The organism is Arthrobacter sp. B055-34 (assembly GCF_059090425.1).
Genome location: NZ_JBNHFQ010000004.1, coordinates 223,953 through 239,248 on the forward strand (window position 1 = coordinate 223,953; position 15,296 = coordinate 239,248).

General features: G+C 65.6%; 12 protein-coding genes. 9 read left to right on the forward strand and 3 right to left on the reverse strand.

The genetic code is table 11. The features are described from left to right. The first annotated feature begins 32 nt into the window (after positions 1–32). The 4 genes from AC5RWO_RS09600 (at position 33) to AC5RWO_RS09615 (ending at position 4,534) form a co-directional block, all read left to right on the forward strand. The gene (locus AC5RWO_RS09600; protein ID WP_498731159.1) at positions 33–635 is read left to right on the forward strand and encodes a hypothetical protein; all 603 of its coding nucleotides are present in this window, start codon (positions 33–35) and stop codon (positions 633–635) included. A gap of 55 nt (positions 636–690) precedes the next feature. Further along, on the forward strand, positions 691–1,329 hold the full coding sequence (locus AC5RWO_RS09605) for a TetR/AcrR family transcriptional regulator (protein ID WP_498731160.1): 639 nt from the start codon (positions 691–693) through the stop codon (positions 1,327–1,329). A gap of 3 nt (positions 1,330–1,332) precedes the next feature. Beyond that, entirely contained in the window at positions 1,333–3,951 is a 2,619-nt protein-coding gene (locus AC5RWO_RS09610; RefSeq protein WP_498731161.1) for an MMPL family transporter, read from the forward strand. Positions 3,952–4,039: 88 nt separating this feature from the next. Further along, positions 4,040–4,534, forward strand: a complete 495-nt coding sequence (locus tag AC5RWO_RS09615; protein ID WP_498731162.1) for a GNAT family N-acetyltransferase — start codon at positions 4,040–4,042, stop codon at positions 4,532–4,534. Here AC5RWO_RS09615 and AC5RWO_RS09620 read toward each other — a convergent pair. Continuing rightward, complete coding sequence (locus AC5RWO_RS09620) at positions 4,531–4,845, reverse strand: MmcQ/YjbR family DNA-binding protein (protein ID WP_498731163.1); 315 nt, start codon at positions 4,843–4,845, stop codon at positions 4,531–4,533. The genes AC5RWO_RS09615 and AC5RWO_RS09620 overlap by 4 nt on opposite strands. 235 nt (positions 4,846–5,080) lie before the next feature. Here AC5RWO_RS09620 and AC5RWO_RS09625 point away from each other — a divergent pair, with 235 nt between their 5' ends. Both AC5RWO_RS09625 and AC5RWO_RS09630 read left to right on the forward strand, forming a co-directional pair. After that, complete coding sequence (locus tag AC5RWO_RS09625; RefSeq protein ID WP_498731164.1) at positions 5,081–5,299, forward strand: hypothetical protein; 219 nt, start codon at positions 5,081–5,083, stop codon at positions 5,297–5,299. 403 nt (positions 5,300–5,702) lie between these two features. After that, the gene (locus AC5RWO_RS09630) at positions 5,703–7,865 is read left to right on the forward strand and encodes an HNH endonuclease signature motif containing protein (protein WP_498731165.1); all 2,163 of its coding nucleotides are present in this window, start codon (positions 5,703–5,705) and stop codon (positions 7,863–7,865) included. Between the two features lie 98 nt (positions 7,866–7,963). On the opposite strand, the gene AC5RWO_RS09635 is transcribed toward AC5RWO_RS09630, so the two are convergent. Beyond that, a complete protein-coding gene (locus AC5RWO_RS09635) occupies positions 7,964–9,313 on the reverse strand; it encodes a GAF domain-containing protein (RefSeq protein ID WP_498731166.1) in 1,350 nt (449 codons plus the stop codon). A 177-nt stretch (positions 9,314–9,490) separates the two neighbouring features. Between AC5RWO_RS09635 and AC5RWO_RS09640 the strand changes: the two genes are divergently transcribed. Further along, on the forward strand, positions 9,491–11,281 hold the full coding sequence (locus AC5RWO_RS09640) for an NAD(P)-binding domain-containing protein (protein WP_498731167.1): 1,791 nt from the start codon (positions 9,491–9,493) through the stop codon (positions 11,279–11,281). A 139-nt stretch (positions 11,282–11,420) separates the two neighbouring features. Here the strand turns inward: AC5RWO_RS09640 and AC5RWO_RS09645 are convergent, their stop codons facing one another. Then, positions 11,421–12,761, reverse strand: coding sequence for a family 4 glycosyl hydrolase (locus AC5RWO_RS09645; RefSeq protein ID WP_498731168.1), 1,341 nt, complete (start codon positions 12,759–12,761; stop codon positions 11,421–11,423). A 72-nt stretch (positions 12,762–12,833) separates the two neighbouring features. Between AC5RWO_RS09645 and AC5RWO_RS09650 the strand changes: the two genes are divergently transcribed. Both AC5RWO_RS09650 and alr read left to right on the forward strand, forming a co-directional pair. Beyond that, the gene (locus AC5RWO_RS09650) at positions 12,834–13,931 is read left to right on the forward strand and encodes a carbohydrate kinase family protein (RefSeq protein ID WP_498731169.1); all 1,098 of its coding nucleotides are present in this window, start codon (positions 12,834–12,836) and stop codon (positions 13,929–13,931) included. A gap of 76 nt (positions 13,932–14,007) precedes the next feature. Continuing rightward, the gene (gene alr, locus AC5RWO_RS09655) at positions 14,008–15,288 is read left to right on the forward strand and encodes an alanine racemase (protein ID WP_498731383.1); all 1,281 of its coding nucleotides are present in this window, start codon (positions 14,008–14,010) and stop codon (positions 15,286–15,288) included. Positions 15,289–15,296: the final 8 nt, after the last annotated feature.

A 15,296-nucleotide genomic window follows, 5' to 3' on the forward strand; every position in this document is an offset into this window, starting at 1 on the left:
TAACGTTATTCGTACTGTTGGGGAGAAGTATTTTGAGGAAAGCACTGAGCGTTAATGCTCTGGTACTGGCTTTGGCGCTGACTGCAGGGGCTGTTATTCCGGTGGATGCATTGGCCGAAATCAGCATCGACCAACTCGGCGCGGTCAGCTGGATACTGGCCATCCTGATGGGGTTGTCGATGTACCTGTGGCATCCGCGAAAACTGCAATGGGCGGCGCTTGGCGCCGTATTCACCTTCATCGCGGCCAACGTCGCTTTCGGGATATATGTGGTCGCGCATCCGAAGGATCCACGCTGGACCCATGACCCATCGCTGTCAGCACCATCGTTATCTGATGCCCCTGTGATCGGACAGCACCTGCAACGGCTGGATCTTGTTATGGACAGTGTGGTGGAAGGGATTAATGATTTCAGGGACTATCAGCAGGCCATTCCGGTCGCCCTCGACTTCTTCACGGCGGCCGGCTGGGGATGCTTGGCGGCGATCCCGTTGGTGCTATTCGCCCTCGTTTACAGCTACGTCCAGAAGAGGCAGCAAGCAGCAGAATTCGTGGGCTACAAGCAGGCCATTGAAGCTCTCCAGCAGGAAATCGACGACGTCAAGCGCTTCGTGAACTACCAGGACGGACGATAAACCTGCCTCGTGTGCAACTTTGCATGGTGTGCAAGTTTGGGTTTATCGTAGACAAGTGACATCTGAACAACCACCTCCAGCTGACTCGGGCGGCCGGCGCGAGCTGAACAAGCGCGCCACCCGGACCGCTATATCGACGGCGGCGCTTAGCCTCGCCCGTGCCAATGGGCCCGGCGGCTTCACCGTTGACCAGCTGGCCGAAGAGGCTGGAATCTCCCGCCGCACTTTCTTCAACTATTTCCCGTCCATCGAGGCCGCGCTCACGCGTCCAGTCGAGGAGTTCCTGGAAGGCGCCTTCGCGCAGCTCTATGACCGCCCGGCCGACGAGCCGATCATGGATGCAGTGCTCGCCACCTTGGGCGGGGACGTGTCCCAGGAACAGATGGCGCTGCTCTGCGAGATTTACGCCATGGGGGAGGACGACCCTCAGCTGGAGCGGATGCAGTTGCAAGTCTGGAACAAGGCCCAGCAGAAACTCGAAGAGGGCCTCCGCGTCCGTTTACCCGAGTCCGAGAGCGACCTGCTGATCAATTCGCTCGCCGGTTCCCTGATCGCCTGCGGCCAGGCTGCCATGCGGGAAGCCGCCGCAGAAACTGCCGGCCGCTCGCCGGATGCGGGCTCGTTCCAAAAGCATCTGCTGGTGAGCATCGGCATGCTCCGCACCGGCTTCTATTCACTTTCGAAGGACTCCTGACGCATGGCCTCGTTGCTGTATTCCCTAGGCAAGTTCGCAGCCCGCAAGCGGTGGTGGTTCGTCTCGGCCTGGCTCGCCATCATGGTGGCCGTCGGCGGTTCCCTCGTTGCGTTCAGCGGCACGCTGTCCAACAGCTTCACCATCCCCGGCACCCCTGCGCAGGGCGTGCTGGATGAGCTCAAGGAGAAGATGCCGGAGGCCTCGGGCGGCCTCGGCACCATTGTCTTCACGACTGAGGACGGCACGGCCTTCACCGCCGAGCAGGAAGACGCGATCGCCGCGATCTCGGAGGAACTCACGGACAACGATGCCGTCAAGAGCGCCACCGACCCGCTTGCACTGCAGACCTCCCTGGACGATGCGCCGGAAATGATTGACGACGGCGAAGCCGAGCTGGACGCAGCCAAGCAGCAGCTGGAGGCTGGCCAGACCGAGCTGGACGCCGGCAAGGCTCAGCTTGCACCGGCCCAGCAGCAAATCGAGACCGCCGAAGCGCAGATTCAGCAGCTCGAGGCGGCCGGTCAAGCCGCCATGGCGGAGCAGGCCCGCGCCCAGCTGGAGCCGCAGCGCGCACAGCTGGAAGCGGCCCGGGCCCAGTTGGCCGAAGCGGAGCAGCAGCTGGAAGACGGCCGCGCGGAGTACGAGTCCGGTGTCGCCGAGCTTGAAGCAGCGAAACTGCAGCAGCAGTCCTCCGAAGGCCTGCGCTTCGTTTCCGAGGACGGATCCGCCGCCTTTGTCCAGGTCCAGTTCGAACAGCCCATGATGGAGGTCGCCAAGGCCGACCGCGACCAGGTCCAGCAGATCACCGACGCCGGCCTCGTTCCGGGCCTGCAGGCCGAGTACAGCAAGGACATCGTGGAGGACATCTCGCAGCTCTTCGGCGCTGCGGAGATCATCGGTATCGCCGTGGCCGCGGCCGTCCTGATCCTTATGCTCGGCACCCTCATCGCCGCGGGACTACCGCTGCTGATGGCAGTAATCGGCGTCGGTGTTGGCGTCGGTGGAACCATGGCGCTCAGCGGAGTGGTGGAAATGAGCTCGATCTCGCCGGTCCTGGCCCTGATGCTCGGCCTGGCCGTGGGCATCGACTACTCGCTTTTCATCGTCAACCGCCACCGCACGCAGCTGCTCTCCGGCGTCCCGCTGGTCGAATCCATCGGCCGCGCCACCGGAACCTCGGGCAACGCGGTGCTTTTCGCGGGCCTGACCGTGATCATCGCCCTGGCAGCGCTTGCGGTTCCAGGCATCCCGTTCCTGACCGTGCTGGGACTCGCCGGCGCCGCAACGGTGGCGGTCGCCGTCGTCGTTGCTTTGACGCTGACCCCGGCCATGCTCTCGATCATGGGCAAGCGGATCCTGTCCAAGCGGGCCTGGGCCAAGGCCGGAATGAGCGGCCCCGCCAGTGAAAATACTGTTCAAACAACGACGGCGGGTGGAGAGTTCCACAACGATCCCAAGCGCAGTTGGGGCACGGCCGTCACCCGGCATCCGTGGCTGTCCTTGGTGGCCGGCGTCGCCGTCCTGGGGCTCATGGCGGTTCCCGCCGCCGAACTGCGGCTGGGCCTGCCCGACGGCAGCTCCGAACCCGCGGACTCCACGGCATATCAAGCCTACACGCAGCTCGGCGAGAACTTCGGCGAAGGTATCAACGGTCCGCTGATCATCGTGGCGGACCTGCCGGAAGGCCTCGAAGGCACAGCTAAGGACGAGGCTCTGCTGGAGCTGTCGCAGGAACTGCGCGCCATGGACTACGTCTCCGCCGCGGTGCCTACCGGCACCAGCGAGGACGGCCGCACCGCCGTGCTGCAGGTCATCCCGGAGGAGGGCCCGGCAGCCCAGAGCACCGAGGACCTGGTCCACAATCTTCGGGCCGGAGCCGGCGCGCTTGAGGCGAGCACCGGCGTCGGGGTTTCGCTGACGGGCCAGCCCGCCATGCAGATCGACGTCTCGGACAAGCTTGCCGACGCCATGCCGGTCTACCTGGCCATTGTCATCGGGCTCTCGCTGATCCTGCTGCTGCTGGTCTTCCGCTCCATTCTGGTGCCGCTGCTGGCCACCGCCGGCTTCCTACTGTCGCTCGGCGCGAGCTTCGGCGCCGTGGTGGCGATCTACCAGTGGGGCTGGCTGAGCGAGGTGTTCGGCGTCCACCATCCGGGCCCGATCCTGAGCTTCCTGCCGATGATCCTGATCGGGGTGCTCTTCGGCCTGGCGATGGACTATCAGATGTTCCTCGTCTCGGGCATGCGCGAATCCTTCGCCCACGGGGAGGATGCACGTACCGCGGTGGTCAGTGGCTTCAACCATGGCGCCAAGGTAGTCACGGCCGCCGCGATCATCATGGTTTCCGTGTTCGCCGGCTTCATCTTCTCCCACCTGACCATGGTCCGGCCCATCGGGTTCGCGCTGGCGCTGGGTGTGCTGCTGGATGCCTTCGTGGTGCGCATGACGCTGATCCCCGCAGCCATGCATCTGCTGGGCAAGTCTGCGTGGTGGATGCCGAAGTGGCTGGATAAGATCCTGCCGGACGTCGATGTCGAAGGGGCCAAGCTGGTTTCGGGCGGTCCTGCCGCCGCGGCTGCCGACGGCGGCACGGATACGCTTGAGGAAGCAAGCGTCCGCTAACCGCAAGCTGGCATCTCTCGCACGGCGGACGGGAATTTCCGCCCGCCGTGCAACCTTCCGGCAGGCTGGCCTGGAGATGAGGAGCACTATGCACATTCGCGACGCCACGGCTGACGATTGGCCCGGCATCTGGTCCGTTATGGAACCGATCATCCGGGCGGGGGAGACCTACACGCTGGACCCCGACAGCTCGGAAGAGTCGCTTCGCGCGAAGTGGCTGCATCTGTCCGGCCGGGGCCGCACCTTTGTAGCAATCGACGACGGCGGCGCAGTCACCGGGACTGCCGAGCTCCACCCAAACTACGGCGGGGCCGCGGCCGGGGTGGCTAATGCCGGGTTCATGGTGCACCCGGACCACGGCGGCAAAGGTATCGCGAGGGCGTTGGCCGAGCACGTCCTGCAGCAGGCACGGGCAGACGGCTACCGCGCGATGGTGTTCAACGCCGTCGTTGCTTCCAATGTCAGGGCAGTGCGGCTGTGGCAATCATTGGGCTTCGAAATTCTAGCGACTATTCCGGACGCCTTTGATCATCCGGTTGACGGGCTGGTGGGGCTGCATGTCATGCACCGGAAGCTGGATTAGCCGGCTTTCCTGACCGTGCCTGCGATGCGGTAGGAATCATCCAGAAGTTCGGTCAGCTCCTCAGCGGAGATCTGCTCCAGCCGCACCAGCACCAGCTCGGGCGAGCGTTCATGATGCGGTGTCCAGAAGAAGATATCCGGGGATGTGCCGGCGAGGGCGTCGCGTTCCCGGGTCTTGACCGTGAGCACGCCCTCCTCCCAAATGCGGGCCATTAACGTTCGCGCAAACCATGCCGGATTGCCCCAGCTGAGTCTCTCGGTGACACCCGGAAATGACAGGCAGATGCGGCGGACGTCGTCTTCGGATTGCATGGCACCACCTTTGCATGGCGCTTGCTGGAACGTCTACGAACCTGTCCGCCAGACGTTCCGGGCGGTGCCTTTTCAGCTACTGCCGGCTTTGTTCGAGGCTCTCGGTATTTCCCCTGCGGCAACTATTGCCAGTTTGATGGAACGGCGGTCAAATGGAGAAGTCGATGCGGTAGCAGCCGTTTCGCCGAATTCATTGAGGAGGCCCAGCTTGGGGTAGCTGGAGAAGGGATCTAACATGCCGTTCTCTGCTTTGAAACCATCGGACGAGTTTCCGAAAGATCTTTCAACCCTGTCCGAGCCCGATCTGGAGGTTTTGCAGAGGCGTGTTAATGAGGAACTCTTTCGGGAATGTAATGAACGGCTGGTAGCGGACACTGAAACGATGTTCAGATTCAACGCCGTCGCCCATGAGGTAGCCATCCGCGAAGCCTTTCGCGACCTCAGCGGTCTTTAGCAGGTAAATGCACTTCTACGCGACTGCATGGTTCCTTGGTTCCGACCGGAGTCCTTCCCACGGGGCTAGGGAAAACTGGTGTGGAAAAGATTTTTGAACAATATTCGCGGAACCCGTCAGATGCTGTGAATAAGCCTCTGAACTGTCAGAGCCCGATGACGGACTGGAGTCATGGCAACACAAGAGTTTTCGTCCGCACTGCGCAGGATACGCGCGGCCGGGCTTCAGCCTCGCCGCGCGGTTCGCGCCGGCGTGGTCCGCGCCGGTATGGTGCGCCCCGGTGTGCTTCCTGCCGGGCTCGGGGAAACTGCCGCGGAAAAGATTTTTGAAGAATTTTCGTGGAACCCGTCAGACGCTGTGAATAAGCCTCCGAACTGTCACAGCCGGATGATGGACTGAAGTCATGGCAGCGGAAGAGCGTTCGGCACCGGTTTCCGGTTCCCCGGCCCCCGGACAGGAGTCCGGGGCGCAGGGGCTTGCGGAGCACGGGTTTTCGCTGCGCTGCATTCAGCAGGGCAGGCCCACGACCGCGGAGCAGCGGCAGGAAGCGCTGCGGAAGGCGTTGGAGCGCCTGGACCTGCATGCTGCGCAGGACCGCAAACGCGGCCTGGCCCAGGCCCGCGAATACATTGCGGCCGGCAAACCGCCGAAGCATGCGACGATGGCCGGTTATATGGAGGAGATTTACGCCGAGGCGCGCGGCCCGGTCCTGGACCCGCCGTCGCTGGAGTCCTACGGCGAGGATCCGCTGGCCGGGCAGGAGGTTCCCGGCCGGGTCGGGGAGCCGGAGCATCTGGGTGCCAGCGCCGGCCTCGATGACTTCGCGGCGTGGGATCGCGAGGAAGCCTGGGCCAGTTGGCCGCCGTCCGGCCCGTTCCCCGCCAGCTGGGGTCCCGCCGAGGACCTTGAGGGGCTGCCCGGGGACCTGTTCACCGAAACGCACGGGGAGTATTACGACGAACGCCTCCGCCGGATCACCGCCGGCACCCCGGCCGACTGGTTCAAACTCTTCCACGCCACCGCCACCGCCACCGCCACCGCCAACGCCACCGCCAGCGGCGGCAGCAGCAAAGCGGTGGACACTGCCGGTACTGCTGCCGCTGGCGCGTCGGATGCGGGGGCCGCATCCGACGCCGGGGCCGCGGCCGCCGCTGCGGGTACCGTTCTGGTTGCCGATGCCGATGCCGATGCCGATGCCGATCCCGATGCCGTTGCCGATGCCGGTGTGCGGGGGTATGAGGGACTGGATTACCGGTCGGCGGTGGAGCAGTTGGCCGCGGGGCGGCGGCTGGCGGCGTGGCTGGACGCGGGCCTGGTGCGCCTGGCCCACCGGATCGGGCAGACCGCCATCGAGGAGCTGCCGCCGCGGGAACCGGGCACGCCGTCGCCGGGCCGGGCGGGGCTGGAGGATCTGGCCGAGCAGTCCGTGGTCAGGGAACTGGCCTGCCTGTACCGGATCACGGAGAAGCAGGCCCGCGGCCGGTACGAGACCGCGCAGGAGCTGTGCGAACACTATCCGGGCACGCTGGCCGCGCTCACCGCGGGGGACCTGGACCTGGAACGCGCGGGGGTGATCACCCGGCAGGGCGACACCCTCCCGGACGGCGCGAAACCCGGCTTCGAGCAGGCCCTGCTCGGGGAGGCGCCGGATAAAACGCCGGGCGAGCTGCAGTACGCGGCGCGGAAGCAGCGCGAGAAACTGAATCCGGAAACCATCACCGTCCGCCGCGAACGGCAGGAAAAGTGCCGGAGCGTGCACCTGGAGCCGGCGGATGACGGGATGGCGTTCCTGGGCGCGTACCTGCCCGCCGAGGAAGCATGCGCCGCGTACGACCGGCTCACCCAAGCGGCGCGGGGCCTGCAAACCGGGGCGGAGACCCGCACGGTGGGGCAGCTGCGCGCGGACGTGTTCATCGATTTGCTGCTGCACGCGGGGATGGAGGCCGGGCCGGCGGCCGGGATCCGGCCCGAGGTCGCGCTGACCGTGCCGGTGTTCACGCTGATGGGCCTGGACGAGGAACCGGCCACCCTCGACGGGTACGGGCCGATCCCCGCCGACGCCGCCCGGAAACTCTGCGAGGGCGCCGCGTCGTTCTACCGGATCCTGACGCATCCCGAGACCGGGACCATCCTCTCCTACGGCAAAACGGTGTACCGGCCGCCGGCGGACCTGGCCCGCGCGGTCCGGCACCGCGACACGACGTGCACGGCGCCGGGCTGCCATGTCCCGGCGAAGGACTGCGACCTGGACCACACCATCGATTACCATGCGAACGGCGGGCACGGCCGGACGGATTTCGGCAACCTTGGTCCGCGCTGCGGGTCGGACCACCGGCTTAAATCGCTCGCCGGCTGGAAAGTCACCCAGATCAGGCCCGGCGAATTCATTACCACCACGCCGGGGAACCAGACCTACACCACCAGACCCGGCGATACCGGCGCCGGACCGCCCTCCTTCACCGACCGGGTCCTGGACGCGCTGCCCGACGACTTCCGCCGCCGCCTCAAACGCAAAAAACCACCACCACCGGAACCACCCGACGAAGAAAAAGAACCACCATTCTGACCAATGGTGAAGCGGCTGGCGGGAGTTGGCGCGGGACAGGATCTGTCAGATGCTGTCGGGCGCGGACTCCTCTTCGAAGCCTTTGGCGATCTCACCGGTCAGCTGCGGAGAGTTCGGTCCAGTAAGTCGATCCGGGCACGGAAGGCAGAGCATCGGGGGTGCGAAGGGCCGAGCAGACGTTCCAGAGCGTCAACGGCACCGGCATCGCCCGAGCCCATGTCCGTGGCTAGCCACCGGCTGATCAGTTCGGCTGAGCCGCTGGCGCGTACGGCGGCGCCGACAGCAAGGTTCAGTTCCTCGCGCAGGAGTTCCACGCAGAGCAGACTTGAGCGGGGGAGCAATGGCGCACTATAGGCATCGAGCGCCTCACGTACGTTGCCTTGGCGCAGCAGTTCCATCACCTGTCGGACATCCGATCCCCGCTCGGTCAGCCCGGTCAGCCGATACGGCGACGAAGCGACGACATCGCTGAGCGCACCTCGGATCCGGTGCATTTCTATCCGGACCGTCGAGGGCGTTCCTGTATCGCCGTAGAGCTCGAACGCAAGCTCGTCCGCGCTCCAGCCTTGGCTGCGGGAATCCAACAGTGCCAGGATTTCGGCCCGTCGCAACGTCAGCGGAACCTGCGAGCCATCGGCTAGCACTGCGGTAGGCCTGTCGCCCAGTAGTTCCAGCTTCACGCCTGCAGATGATTGCGGCGCCGTCGGCGGGCGGGAACCCTTGCGGCGCTCCGGTGGGGTGGAAGTGGTAGCCCTGACGCCGCCGTCGTGCTTTGCCAGCAGTTCCTCGGCCACCCGGACGCCGCAGCGCACCATGCGCAAACTGTCCGTGGTCAGCGTGTCCAACGGTCCGGACACATCCAGCACTCCGAAGATGCGGCCGGTTCGCGGATCACGGATCGGCGCCGCCGTGCAAGCCCACTCGTGGTGGGTACGGACGAGGTGTTCGGCGGAGAACAGTTGCACCGGACCGCCAGTGGTCAGTGCTTGGCTGATGGCGTTGGTGCCGATGCCGGCCTCGGACCAGTCCGCGCCCTCGATGAACTCGAGTGAATCCGCCCTGCGCAGCACCGCCGGACTGCCGATCCGCCACAGCACCTCGCCCTGGGCATCTGTGATGATGAGCAGGTGGCGGCCTTCAGAACCCTCCTCGGCAAGCAGGTCTGAGAGCGCGGGCAGCGTTGTCTGGAGACGGTGGCCGCGGCGTAGATCGGCGACGTCGGCCGGATCGTGCAGGTGCCTGGGGCTGTGCTGGTCAGGGTCGATGCCCAAGGCCATGGAACGCCGCCACGAGGCGACCAAAGCGGAAGGAATTTCGGGACGGTGGACCCCACCGATGACCTGCTCGTGCGCGGTGCGCAGCAGCCGGGCGTATTCACGCGGCGCAGTGAAACGCAGCCCCGGCTCCAAGGCAGCACCCGTATGTGGATAGGGCGGGCTTGCAGGCAACCGTGGCTCCTTCGTTCGATGCCAGCCGGAGTGAACGGGGTGCCGGCGGCCTTGTAACGCCGTTGCAACCCCCGCGGGCTGACACTGATGATGTCGATCACGTTCGCACCAGCATACGCGTACCGCCGAAGCTGTTGCGACCCTCAGGACACGAGCAATTGACACAAAGGAGTGGACATGGCGGATTCACCGAACGACGTCGCGCAGGCGTGGCTGGACAACCTGAACGAGGCACTGCAGGCCGGAAATATCGACGGCGCACTGGAACTCTTCGACGACGAGTGCTTCTGGCGGGACTTTGTTTCCTTCACCTGGAACCTGAAGACCCTGGAAGGCAAGGCCGAGATCCGGCGGATGCTCGAAGCCAGGCTGGCCGATGTGCAGCCTTCCGGCTGGAAGCTGGCGGAGGACGCCACCGGGGACGCGGCGGCGACCGAGGCCTGGGTTAATTTCGAGACTGGCGCCGCCCGGGGCTGGGCCCACTTACGGCTGCGCGACGGCAAATGCTGGACCCTGTTGACCACGATGCAGGAGCTCAAGGGGTTCGAGGAGAAAAAGGGGCCCAACCGGGACAAGGGCGTGGCGCACCGCATCACCAAGGGCCGCAAGTCCTGGCTGGAACTGAAGGAAGAGCAGGAGGCCAGGCTCGGCTACGAGGAGCAGCCCTATACCGTCATTGTCGGCGGCGGACAGGGCGGGATCGGGCTGGCGGCACGGCTGCGGCGGCTCGGCGTGCCCACCATCATCATCGAGAAGAACCAGCGGCCGGGGGACTCCTGGCGCAACCGGTACAAGTCCCTGCACCTGCACGATCCGGTCTGGTACGACCACCTCCCGTACATGAAGTTCCCGGATGACTGGCCGGTCTTCGCCGCGAAGGACAAGATCGGCGACTGGCTGGAGCACTACACCCGGATCATGGAGCTGAACTACTGGTCCGGCACGGAGTGCACCAAGGCCGGGTTCGATGAAGCCGCCGGCGAGTGGATCGTGGACGTAGTACGCGACGGCGAACCGGTCACCTTGCGGCCGAAGCAGCTGGTCTTCGCCCTCGGTGTTTCCGGTTACCCGAACATCCCGAAGTTCGACGGCGCGGACTCCTTCCTGGGCCAGCAGCACCACTCCTCCCAGCACCCGGGCGGTGGGGACTGGACCGGCAAGAAGGCCGTGGTTATCGGCTCCAACAATTCGGCGCATGACATCTGCGCCGACCTGTGGGAGCACGGCGCGGACGTGACCATGGTGCAGCGTTCCTCCACGCACATCTCCCGCAGCGAGTCCCTGATGGACCTGGGCCTCGGGGACCTGTACTCGGAGAAGGCGCTGGCCAACGGTGTAACCACCGAGAAGGCGGACATGCTCTTCGCCTCGCTGCCGTACCGGATCCTGCCGGACGCGCAGAAACCGGTCTACGAGAAGATGGCCGAACGTGATGCCGATTTCTACTCCCAGCTCGAGGCCGCGGGGTTCGACCTGGACTTCGGCGAAGACGGTTCCGGCTTGTTCGTGAAGTACCTGCGGCGGGGCTCCGGCTACTACATCGACGTAGGCGCGTCCCAGCTGATCATTGACGGCCGGGTCAAACTGGCCAACGGGGAGGTGGACAAGATCACTGGCAACGCCGTGGTGCTCGACGACGGCACGGAGCTGGAGGCGGACCTGATCGTCTACGCCACCGGCTTCGGCTCAATGAACGGGTGGCTGGCGGACCTGGTGTCGCCGGAAGTGGCCAACCAGGTGGGCAAGTGCTGGGGGTACGGCTCCGACACGTCGAAGGATCCGGGTCCCTGGGAGGGCGAACTGCGCAACATGTGGAAGCCCACGAATGTGGAGAACCTCTGGATCCACGGCGGCAACCTGCACCAGAGCAGGCACTACTCCACCTACCTGGCCCTCCAGCTCAAGGCCCGGATGGAGGGTCTGGAGACCCCGGTGTACGAACTGCAGGAGGCCCACCACGCGCGCTAGCCGGGCAATCCCCGTCCAGGGGACCCTACCGTAGAAGCAATGAACAACGACGCCGGCCGGTCGCCCCAAAGCGATCGGCCGACGTCGTTTCCCGGTCAGCTTTGCGAGCGCGAATCCTTGCGCGGGCGGGACGTCGTTCTTAGGCCCACTTGTAGCCGTGGGCCTGTTCATAGGCCTCCAGCAATCGGTTCGCCACGTGGCCCGACAGGATCAACGGGTGAATCATGAAGGCCCGCAGGGCTGCATCCCGGTCTCCATGGGCTGCCTTGATTGTCTCCTGTTCCACCGCCTTCAGCTGCGCCATGAGGCCGGCCTGGTGAAGAGTCAGCGGCTGCCTCACCGGTAGCGGCCGGGCGCCGTCGGCCGTCACTTCCGAAGGGACCTCAATGACGGCATCCTCAGGAAGCTGCGGCAACGTGGAGCCGTTGCGGACGTTCAGGATCAGCTCGGTCCGTTCCCCGGAGAGCAGTCCCCGCATGGTCTGGAGCGCCACTCGTTCATACCCGCCGCCGGTCACATCGCACTCGTCCCGCGACCCGCCTTCGGGCCGGGCTTCTGCCAGATAGCCCTCTTCGCGCGACCGTCGGACAGCATCCCAGTCCTGGAACGGTGTCGGCGAAGAGTGCAGCTTGGCGTAGAGCTCCTGCTGCTGATCGTGGATGGACTCGCCGCGGGTCCGGGCCGCCCCGGCCATGGCCAGCGTCGCTTCGCGCCGGAAGTAGTAGTAGAACAGGTACTCATTGGGAACGGTTCCGAGCACCCGAAGCATCGGCGCGCCGAACACCCGGCCCTCTTCGAAGGAAGCCAGCGCCCGCTCGTCGGCCAATAACTTGGGAAGCCGATCCTCGCCGTCGTAATTCAGGGCACGCAGCCAGCCCAAGTGGTTCAGGCCCACGTAATCGACGCCGGTTAACCGCCCCTCCTGAAGCGGAACCCCGACAGCCTGGGCCGCGCGCCTGACCAAAGCGACGGGGGAGTCACAGATGCCGATAACCTTGGGGCCAAGGATCTTGTGCAGTGCCTCGGTGACCATGCCCGCGGGATTGGTGAAGTTGATGAGCCATGCGTCCGGACAATGAACCTGCATTTGCCGGCCGATTTCCAAGACGGCGGGAATGGATCGAAGCGCGTAGGCGATGCCGCCGGCTCCGGTGGTTTCCTGGCCGAGGATGTTCAGCCTGGCGGCAACGCGTTCGTCGACGGTTCGGCCGGCAGTGCCGCCCGGGCGGATGGCGCAAAAAACCACATCCGCTCCGGCAAGAGCGTCCTGGAGGTTTTCGGTCAGCGTGAACCGGGGAGGCTGGGCGCCGTCGGGCAGGGGAAGATCGCCGAGTACGCGTGCGATGGCCTGCAGCCGGCTGCCGTCCGTATCCTGCAGCACCAGTTCATCAATGAGCCCCGCATGAGGTCCGGTGGAAAGGGCCCGGTAGACCAACGGGACCCGGAAACCTCCGCCGCCCAGAATTACCAGCTTGACCACAGCACCCCTTTGAGACGAATTACCCGGCTGGATCAAAAATGACAGCCAGCCCCCTGCTTGTATTGTGCCAGTATGACCAACATCCTCAACCAACCACACGGATATGACCCACTGGCTGCAAGCCGGACACCGGAGAGCCCGGCTTTCGACCTGCTGCTGACGGGGCCGGTCTTTCTGGACATTATCTTCACCGGTCTCAGTTCCCTGCCGGAGCCGGGGGAAGAACTGTGGAGCGAGGGAATGGGATCCTGCCCCGGGGGTGTGGCGAACCAGGCCATTGCCGCCAGCAGGCTGGGCTTGAACACCACACTGGCCGCGGCTTTCGGGGACGACGCGTACGGCGAATTCAACCGCAACACGATCGGCGCGCAGGAGTACGTTGACCTGTCCCTGTCGCGGAACTTCCCGGGATGGCATTCGCCGGTCACGGTCTCCCTCTCCACCAGCAGGGACCGTTCGTTTATTACGCATGGCCACGCCGCCCCGCTCAGCGCATCCGAACTGGTCGGCGATCCGCCGCCGTGCTGGGCCGCCATCACATCGCTGGCGCCCGAACTGGAACCGTGGGCATTGGCCGCTGCCGGAAACGGGACAAAACTCTTCGGCGATGTTGGCTGGGACCCTACCGGGCAGTGGTCCGAGTCCACCCTGGCCAATCTCGAAAGATTCCACGCCTTCTTGCCGAACGACGCCGAGGCCATGCACTACACCGGTACCGATGATCCGTGGGCGGCACTGTATGCCCTCGCGGACCGCGTGCCGGTGGCCGTGGTGACCCTGGGTTCGCGCGGGGCGATTGCCATCGATTCGATCACCGGGGAAGAGGACTGGGTCCCCGCACTGCCGGTGAAGGCCTACGATTCCACCGGCGCCGGGGACTGTTTCAGCGCGGCGTTCCTGATGGGCACATTGGCCGGATGGAAGCTGGCCGACCGGCTCGCGTTTGCCAACCTGTGTGCCGCGTTGTCCGTCCAGCAATTCGGCGGATCGCTGGCGGCTCCCGGCTGGGGCGACGTGGCGGACTGGTGGCAGCGGGTGAACGATGCGCGCGAGGGAGTCCGCGGCCAGTGGCTGCGCCGGTATGCCTTCCTGGAGAAGATCATTCCCGAGATTCCGCCGCTGGCCGTCCGCCGGGCCACCGCCACCGTGGCGCGGCATTCGGACGTCTGAAGCGGGCCTGAGGGCGGGCTTGACCCGGTTTTCAGGCTGCTGATGAAAGAATGAACGGGTGAGTTCTCCAGCAGGCATGAGTTATGACCGCCAGGCAGTGATTGACCTGGACGCCATCCGGGCCAACGTCCGGCATTTCCTCGAGATCGCGGCCCCCGCGCGGGTGATGGCCGTGGTGAAGGCGGACGGCTACGGGCACGGCGCCGTTGAGGTTGCCCGCGCGGCCTTGGAAGCCGGGGCGAGCTGGCTTGGCACCGCGCACATATCCGAAGCGCTCAAACTGAGGTCGGCCGGCTTCGACGCGCCGATCCTGGCCTGGTTGCACACTCCGGACAGCGATTTCGACGCCGCCATCAACGCCAACGTGGATCTGGGCATTTCCGGCTGGGAACTGGAATACGTGGCGGCGGCGGCCAAGCGGCAGGAACGGCCGGCGCGCGTGCAGCTCAAGATCGATACCGGGCTGGGCCGCAACGGCTGCCCGCCTGCCCAATGGGAACCGCTGGTCAGCCGGGCCGTGGAGTTCCAAGAGGAAGGGCTGCTGCGCGTGGTCGGGGTCTTCTCGCATCTGGCCGTCGCCGACGAACCGCACCGGCCGGAAACGGATGAGCAGATTGACAGGTTCCGCGAAGCGGTGGCGGTGGCCGAGAACGCCGGCCTGGACCTCGAGGTGCGCCATCTGGCCAACACACCGGGGACCCTGACCCGCCCGGACGCGCACTTCGACTTGGTGCGCGTTGGCCTTGGCCTGTACGGTCTTTCACCGTTTGAGGGGCAGGTGCCGGAGGACCTCAAACTCAAGCCGGCGATGACCCTGCGCGCCAGGGTGGCCAACTGCAAACTCGTTCCCGAGCATCAGGGAGTTTCCTACGGACTCCGCTACCACACGGAGGAGCCCACAACCCTGCTCCTGGTGCCGATGGGATATGGCGACGGCATTCCCCGCAGCGCCAACGGAGCCCAGGTTGCCATCGGCGGCAAGCGCTATGACGTGGTGGGCCGGGTAGCCATGGACCAGTTCGTGGTGGACCTGCGCACCTCCGAGACCGAGGACCTTGTCGGCGCGGAAGTCATCCTGTTCGGCCCCGGCGAGGATGCGCCGGGGGCGGAGGACTGGGCGGCGGCGGCCGGGACCATCAACTATGAGATCGTCACGAGGGTCAGTCCGCGCGTGCCCCGCGTCTACATCGGCCAGGACCTTGAGACCGGTGCGGCCGCCGGCATGGAGCCTTCCGTGGACTTCACCGCGAATTACGACGGCGCGCACCGCAACTCGGGGAATCACAACTCGGGGGATTACGACGGCGGGCCCTCCGCCGCTGCGGACGGCAGCCACGGCGCGGGGGACCGCGAGTGACGGGCCCC

Bases quoted from the DNA above. Each gene is read 5' to 3' on its own strand.
- AC5RWO_RS09610 (WP_498731161.1), top strand. From the start codon at position 1,333: ATGGCCTCGTTGCTGTATTCCCTAGGCAAGTTCGCAGCCCGCAAGCGG.
- AC5RWO_RS09615 (WP_498731162.1), top strand. From the start codon at position 4,040: ATGCACATTCGCGACGCCACGGCTGACGATTGGCCCGGCATCTGGTCC.
- AC5RWO_RS09620 (WP_498731163.1), bottom strand. From the start codon at position 4,845: ATGCAATCCGAAGACGACGTCCGCCGCATCTGCCTGTCATTTCCGGGT.
- AC5RWO_RS09625 (WP_498731164.1), top strand. From the start codon at position 5,081: ATGCCGTTCTCTGCTTTGAAACCATCGGACGAGTTTCCGAAAGATCTT.
- AC5RWO_RS09630 (WP_498731165.1), top strand. From the start codon at position 5,703: ATGGCAGCGGAAGAGCGTTCGGCACCGGTTTCCGGTTCCCCGGCCCCC.
- AC5RWO_RS09640 (WP_498731167.1), top strand. From the start codon at position 9,491: ATGGCGGATTCACCGAACGACGTCGCGCAGGCGTGGCTGGACAACCTG.
- AC5RWO_RS09650 (WP_498731169.1), top strand. From the start codon at position 12,834: ATGACCAACATCCTCAACCAACCACACGGATATGACCCACTGGCTGCA.
- alr (WP_498731383.1), top strand. From the start codon at position 14,008: ATGAGTTATGACCGCCAGGCAGTGATTGACCTGGACGCCATCCGGGCC.